We start from the raw sequence: 6,979 nt of genomic DNA on the forward strand, positions 1-6,979 counted from the left end.
CGCCGTGCCAGAACCTCTGTCTCCACGCGGGCAGTTCGTGTCTGCCACGCCTCACTGACTTCCTGATGACAGCAGACACACTAACCCCGACGCATGCGCATGTCTACAGCAGCCATGACAGGTTCCAGCCCATGCGAGTGAAAGGTTTCACCCCGGCCCCCCCGGCCGCAGCCACCCGGCTGCGACCGGGACATGACGCGGCGGAGCGGCGACCACCCCCGACGGACGGCCGGCGTGCCGACCTGGCGGGGCCGACCACAGCCACGACCGACGAGCGTCACCGTCCCGCCCGTACCCCTGGGGCGAATCCGCTGATCACCCCACGCGACAGGCGCACGGCTCCGGGCTTCACACCCGACGTCGGTCCGCCGAGTGCGCCTTTGCCGTCGCCCTGAAGTCAAGCCGGGCGAGCCCCCGCACAAGCTCGACGGTCGTCCTCGAGGAGGGCCCGCCAGAACGGATTCAGCACACATGAGGCCGGGAAATTACGTGAACACATGAGAACTTCGGAGGGGTGTTTCCCCAGGCCAGGCACCCTGCGACCGCTGTTTCCGCAGGTCACAGCCCCGCCCAGGGAAAACTCCTCAAGCGGGTGTCGCAGGTTCGCATCCTGCCGGGGGAACAGCAGTCAAGGGCCGGTTCGAGGGCTTGATGCTCCGAACCGGCCCTGCTGCCGATCGCGTCCGTGTCGCGCTCGTACCACGAAGTCCGTGGCGCTCCCGCCGACCCGGTGTCCCGGCGTCAGCCTTCGTGGGGCACCTTCGGGCGGGTGACCGGTGCGATGGTGAGGAGGTCGTCCAGTCCTTTGAAGTCGTCGGGGTCGGTGGTGAAGAGGGGGAGGTCCTCGGTCACGGCGATGGCGGCGATCATCAGGTCGGCCACCCGGCGGCGCGGCGTGCGGCCGGCGCTGATCACCGCCGCACGGATGCGGCCGTGGATGCGGGCCGCGTCGGCGTCGAAGGGGAGGGGGTCGAAATCGTTCTCGGCGCGCTGGAGGACCTCGAGCCTGCGGGCGCGTTCGGTGTGTTCGTCGTAGGTGCTCTGTTCGTCGTTGCGGCGGACCTCGTGCGGGCCGGTGGACAGCTCGGCCAGGGTGATGGCGGTGATCGCCATTTCGTCCGGCAGTTCCTCGGGGCCACCCACCGGCGCAAGATCATGATGTTGGTGTCGAGGAGTCCCTGCGCGTACGTCGAACGGTCGGTCAGCGGGCGCAGGGATCGTCCGGGGAGGAGTCGGCCGCGCTCTTCGCTGCCGGCAGGGCGGCCCGGTGGGGGCTACGGAGTGCGCACGGGCTCCGGTGCGGGTGGTGCGTGGGCAGCTACCCGCTCCGGCTGCTGCGGCCCGGGCGTGGCGGGGGCGAACAGCCAGCCGGTGGACGGCCGGGTCAGCGGACGGACCAGGCGGCGCACCGGCGGGGATCCGAGCACCATCGTCAGCAGGACCGCGCACAGCACCAGGCCAACGATCTCGACCGGGGTGTTCACCCGTGATATCCAGCCCAGTTCCCGGGCCGGCAGGATGACCAGCGGGTGCAGCAGGTAGATCGTGAACCCTCCGGCGCCCAGCGTGGTGATCAGCGGCAGCCGCCGCCGGGGCATCAGCCGCAGCAGACAGAGCACCAGGGCCGCGGCCGAGGCCAGCACCAGCAGCCGGATGACCCAGGCCCATTCCAGGCTCAGCGGATCGGCGGCGGAGTAAGCATGGCGCATGGAAAGCCAGCTGCCCTTGATGTCCCGGTGCCACAGCCACCCCACACCGCAGGAGACAAGGATCCCGGCGACCGCCACGAACAGGCTCCAGCGGCTGGTGAACCAGGTGTTCAGGAAGCCCTGGCCGATCCGCCAGCCGAGATAGAACAGCGGGAGGTAGACGAGCGTGCGGCTCGCCGAGAAGGCCAACCCGAACTCCTCGACGTACCCCACGGCGAGGGCGACGACCGTGGTGACGAGCAAGGGGTGACGCAGCTGGACCACGAACGGCAGGAGCAGCCGCCAGAAGAAAAGGGACATCAGGAACCACAGAGTCCACGGCAGTTGGACGACATGCACGATGAACTCGTTGCCCAGCCAGTACTTCTCCAGCGAGTAGAGCAAGCTGAACGCGAGGGCGGGCAGCACGATGCTCTGCAGCAGGGTGCGCAGGGAGCGGGGGCCGAGCGGCCCCGCGTTGCTGAACACGCCGGCCAATACGACGAAGGCAGGCACCCGGAAGGCCCAGCTGGCGATGTGGAAGGAGTGCAGCGCGTCTTCTCGCGCGATGATGCTGCCGCCGGTGTGCAGGATCACGATCAGCGTGGCGGAGAGGAACCGGGTGTTGTCCCACCACGGGTTCCTGGTCCGGCCCGCCCCGCCGACGTGGTCCGTGGAGACAGTGGTGGTACGTCTCGGGAGTGGTTTGTCCATCACGACGGCGGGCTCCTGACAGCGGCTCGGCAGCGGGATCGGCCGCCGCACCGGTGCTCGACTTGACGGGGCTGGGCACACCGTGCCGATCTCCGTGAAGGGCTCGGTTGCCGGTTCGGGTTCGTGCGGTGAACTCCACATGTACATCAGGAGCCCCACTCGCCTCCGTCGGCGCTGCGTCACCGTCACACTGGCGGGACGCCCGCACCTCACTCCGGCCGCTCGCCGGCTCCCCGAGCAACCCATGCCTTCGTCGGACGGCGTCCACGGGCGCGCATCCAGCACACACGGGGACGGGAAGCACCGTGAACACGTGAGAACCGCGGAGGCGTCCTTCTCCTGGGCAGACACCCTGCGGTCGACGTCTCCGCAGGTCACAGCCTCGCCCGGGGAAAACTCCTCAAGCGGGTGTCGCAGGTTCGCATCCTGCCGGGGCGCGGAGGGGAGGCCCCTCGCGATCCTTCCAAGGGGCCTCTGACAGCCGTGGGCGACATCGGCGTCCGCGCCTGGCGGACACGGGCTGTGGCATCCGCCCAGGGATCGTGGATGTCGATCCTCACCGTGAACGACGCGGTGCCCGTCCAGGCCGTCTCCCGGCACGACAAACCCCACGTCCTGTACGGCGAGTCCCCGTCGATACAGATCGGCGTCCGGCAGGTGGCCACGCGCTGGACCGTTCAGGCCCCGGCGGAGGCCCGGACGGTCGACCTCGGGCAACAGGTCGCCTTCACGGCGACGTTGGAGCGCGAGACCCCACAGGGCTGGGCGCCCTTCGAGGGCCAGAGCGGTGGAGTGCTCTTCGAGCCCTCCACCGTCGGCAGTCAGTCCGAGACCGTCGGCCACTTCACGACGGGCGAGGACGGCAAGGTCACCTTCGCCCACGCCCCGTGGCAAACCGGCAGTTTCCACGTGGCGTCGCACAGTGACGACCCGTTCATCGCCTCCGTCTCCGCGAACAGTGCCCGGGTCACCGTTCTGCGCGCCTCGGTCTTCACCTCGTTCTCGGCCACCCGTACGCAGGACCGCGGCGTGCACGTCGAGGGTGCGATGGACTTCCCCGACGGCTGGACGCCCGGCACCATCCCGGTGCACATCCAGTACTCGCGCAACGGCAAGCAGTGGACGGACCTGCTCACGACGGAAGCCATCTGGTCCGGTAGCGGCCACGCCTTCTCGGCCGACATCCCCGATACGAAGAACGGTTACTTCCGCGCGCACTTCGAGGCGACCGAGTCGTTCCGTGCAGCGACGTCGGAAACCGTGAAGGCGAGCCACTGACATCCACCACCAGGACGCGGGCTCGGCCACGGACGCCGGAGACGGGGCCACCGGGTCGAGCGGATCTGCGCGACGGGGGTCGTCGGGAATAGCCTGAAGGAGAGCGGCACCGGGAGGGGCGGCCCCTCCCGGTGTGTTCCCTTCGCCGGGGGGACCGAAACAGGGAGGAAGAGTCATGCCCTGGAACCTGAACGGCACGTACCTGGAGAGCTGCAACTGCGACGTGGTGTGTCCCTGCACCACCTCGGGTTTCGCCGCACCGGCCGACCACGAGCGCTGCCAGGTGACCTTCGCGTTCCACATGGACAGCGGGAACGTGGACGGCGTGGACGTCTCCGACCGCAGCGTCGCCGTCTTCATCGACGGGCCCCGGGTGATGGCCGAGGGCGGCTGGCAGGTGGCGTTGTACGTCGACGCCTCGGCCGACGACAGTCAGGCGGAGGCGCTGGGGAAGGTCTTCTCCGGCCGGGCGGGCGGGCCGATGGCGGCGCTCACTCCGCTCATCGGTGAGGTCCTCGGCGTGGAGCGCGTCCCCATCGACTACCACGACGACGGCCGCCGCCACGCCGCACGGGTGGGCGACGCCATCGACATCGAGATCGAGGACCAGGTCGCCCCGCAGTTCGGCGAGGACGGTCCGGTGATGGGCCTGACCGGCATCTTCCACCCGGCGAACAGCACGCTGACGATCGCCCGGTCCACCCGGGCGACGGGCGACGGCGTGTACGGCCGGTCCTGGGACTTCACCGGCGGCAACGGGCACTCGGCCCCCTTCACGTGGTCCGCGTGACCGGTGGGCCGGTCACCGGCCGCCGCAGGGCGGGCCCCGCCGGGCTGCTGCTGGTCGCGGCGGCCGCCGCCTGGGTCTGGGCGGCGACGAGCCGGGGCGGCATGCAGGCGATGCCCGGCACCATGGGCCTGGGCCTGTCCGCTTTCCTGGCCGTGTGGACGCTGATGATGGCCGCGATGATGCTGCCCGCCACGGCACCCGTCGCCGCTCTGTACGCACGCACCATGACCGTGCACCGGGCGCCGCGCATGGTCGTCTTCACGGTCGCCTACTTGCTCGTCTGGGCCGCGGCCGGGCTGCCGGCGTACGCGCTGGCCGTCGGCCTGGGCCGGGCGGCGAGCCTCCCCGCCGCCACGGGGACCGCGGTGGCGGCGGCCGTGTTCGCGGTCAGCGGCGTCTACCAGCTCACGCCCCTCAAGGACCGCTGCCTGGCGAGATGCCGCTCGCCGATCGGGCTGATGCTGCGCTACGCCTCGTACCCGGGGCTCTCGCGCGATCTGCGTGCCGGAGCCCATCACGGGGCCTTCTGTCTGGGCTGCTGCTGGTCGCTCATGGTGCTGCTGGCGGCGTTCGGTCTGATGAACCTGTGGGCCATGGTGGTCCTGGCCGCCGTGATCACCGCCGAGAAGCTCGCTCCGGCCGGCCGCCTGGTGGCCCGTACCGTGGGTATCGCCTCGATCGCCCTGGCCGTCGCCGTCTTCTGGGTCCCGGCGCTGGCTCCGGGCCTCACCGGTGGCGGTACGGCCGGGATGTGAGGACGGGCCGTCCCTCGGCTCCTTCCCGCGGCAGACGTGGTCGGTCCTGCTGTGCAGGTGGAGGCGGACCACCACGTCACACGTCGCCGTCCCGTCAGTCGGACACGTACGCGGAACGGATGCGGCACCCATGCGGCCGGGAAACCGCGCGAACACGTGAGAACCACGGAGGGCTGCTTCTCCGGGCCGGACACCGTGCGGCTCACGTCTCCGCAGGTCACAGCACCGCTCACGGAGAACTCCTCCAGCGGGTGTCGCAGGTTCGAATCCTGCCGGGGCACAGAGAAACACCTGGTCAGGGTCCCCCCGTCCGGCGGACGGGGGGACCCTGCGCTTGGAGCACGTCATCCAGCCGCTTCGTCGACCCGTGAGTCATGGTGGTCCGTTCAAGGGCCGGCGGGACCCCGAAGCGGCCGAAGACAGAAGAGAGAGTTCGCGCCACCCCGGGGGGCGACGACGGCAGGGTGGCTCGTGCCCTGCGGTACCGCCTACAGCTTCTCCTCCCATGGCTTGACCACCGGGGCCCCGGTTCGGGCCAGGTGTTCGACGGTGCGGGTGGCGACCGTCCGCCCGTGGGCCAGGGCGGTGGCGGCGATCAGTGCGTCCGGTGGGTCGATGCCGGTGCCTGCGGCCTTGAGCGCCTTGTGGACGGTCAGGTGGGCAGCCGCTTCCGATGCGCCGATCGGCGCGGTGCGGTCGCGGTGTTCGTGCCGTACCTCAGCGAGAGCTCAGGCGTGGCGCGCCTGTCGTACGGGATCCGTGGCGGCGGCCACGCCGACCTCGATCCCGGCCACAGCGATCACACTCGGGAAGCGGGTGTCATGAAGCAGTCGCACTCATCCTGCACGAGATCGGGGACACCGATCGGACCCCGGTCGTCGAGCAGATGACGAAGGTCGTCTTGAACATCCACCGACCGCGTGCCCGCATCGTGGCGCCTTCGGTCCCACCGGCCGCGCCGGCTTCGGACTTGACCTCGGGCATTGCGATTCCACCGACCGCGCAGGTATGCCACGGCCCATCAGGTGGCGAGGCGTCAGGAGCCGACATCTTGAGGGAGACGCCGGATGCCCGTCTCGCTCGATCCGAGGTTTCCGTCACGATCCCCTGAGCCCGTGGGCCAGGAAGTGGTGCAGCTCAGGAACGACCTCACGCGATCGACGTCGGTGCAGCACCGACCGATGCCTGAGTGGCCGTCATCAGCCGTCTGTGGGCCGCCCTTCGACGGCCCGCGCACGACCCGGGACCTTGGTCCCGAAGCAGCTCGGGTGAGCCTTCACCCTTGGGCCGGTGCGCCTCTTACCTGCTGCGACGGCCGTTGACGAGCCAAGAATGGAAGTCCGTTCGGCGCAGTAGGCCATAAGTGGACATCCCGCCCACTGCTCGCTACGGTCGAACTGACAGACGCCATAACTGCAGCAGTGCCAGCGTGCAGAGAAAATGGCGTCGCGCCAGAGGGTGAATCCATCGACCCGAATGACGCCCGGCGCAGGTTCCAGATTCCAGTTCCCCGGTCCAGCGGAGTCAGTGACGCTCCCGACCGAAGGCCGGGCACTGTCGGCGCTCACCCATCGCGAAAGGGAAAATAGCTATGCGTGCAAAGCGAACCATCGCACTCCTGGCATGCCCCCTGCTCGGAGCCGCCGCCCTCACGCTTTCACCCGCAGCCGTGTCACACGCCTCGGATGCCTCGGTGGCGCCCGCTTCGACCATGGGTGACGCTCCCCCTCCCGGTGCGAAACAGGGTACGCACG

At 69.7% G+C, this 6,979-nt stretch carries 4 protein-coding genes, 1 tRNA gene and 1 pseudogene; 4 read left to right on the plus strand and 2 right to left on the minus strand.

Going from position 1 to position 6,979, the window contains the following annotated elements:
• Positions 1–741 precede the first annotated feature (741 nt).
• Positions 742–1,157: pseudogene (locus tag AB0I73_RS33490) on the minus strand (type II toxin-antitoxin system VapC family toxin).
• A gap of 117 nt (positions 1,158–1,274) precedes the next feature.
• On the minus strand, positions 1,275–2,402 hold the full coding sequence (locus AB0I73_RS33495) for an acyltransferase family protein (RefSeq protein ID WP_363043780.1): 1,128 nt from the start codon (positions 2,400–2,402) through the stop codon (positions 1,275–1,277).
• A 546-nt stretch (positions 2,403–2,948) separates the two neighbouring features.
• Between AB0I73_RS33495 and AB0I73_RS33500 the strand changes: the two genes are divergently transcribed.
• The 4 genes from AB0I73_RS33500 (at position 2,949) to AB0I73_RS33515 (ending at position 5,507) form a co-directional block, all read left to right on the plus strand.
• Positions 2,949–3,680 (plus strand): hypothetical protein, encoded by a 732-nt coding sequence (locus AB0I73_RS33500; RefSeq protein ID WP_363043782.1) that lies wholly within the window; start codon positions 2,949–2,951, stop codon positions 3,678–3,680.
• Between the two features lie 175 nt (positions 3,681–3,855).
• Complete coding sequence (locus AB0I73_RS33505) at positions 3,856–4,470, plus strand: DUF1326 domain-containing protein (protein ID WP_363043784.1); 615 nt, start codon at positions 3,856–3,858, stop codon at positions 4,468–4,470.
• Positions 4,467–5,225 carry a DUF2182 domain-containing protein gene (locus AB0I73_RS33510; protein ID WP_363043786.1) on the plus strand — a complete coding sequence of 253 codons (759 nt, stop codon included), beginning with the start codon at positions 4,467–4,469 and terminating at the stop codon, positions 5,223–5,225. The genes AB0I73_RS33505 and AB0I73_RS33510 overlap by 4 nt, the downstream gene beginning before the upstream one ends.
• Positions 5,226–5,431: 206 nt before the next feature.
• Positions 5,432–5,507 (plus strand) — tRNA-Ser (locus tag AB0I73_RS33515).
• Positions 5,508–6,979 lie beyond the last annotated feature (1,472 nt).

This window comes from Streptomyces sp. NPDC050388 (assembly GCF_040655635.1).
GTDB lineage: Bacteria > Actinomycetota > Actinomycetes > Streptomycetales > Streptomycetaceae > Streptomyces.

What these genes read in the sequence shown, in the direction of transcription:
- AB0I73_RS33495 (WP_363043780.1), bottom strand. Translation starts at nt 2,402, where the DNA reads ATGGACAAACCACTCCCGAGACGTACCACCACTGTCTCCACGGACCAC.
- AB0I73_RS33500 (WP_363043782.1), top strand. Translation starts at nt 2,949, where the DNA reads ATGTCGATCCTCACCGTGAACGACGCGGTGCCCGTCCAGGCCGTCTCC.
- AB0I73_RS33505 (WP_363043784.1), top strand. Translation starts at nt 3,856, where the DNA reads ATGCCCTGGAACCTGAACGGCACGTACCTGGAGAGCTGCAACTGCGAC.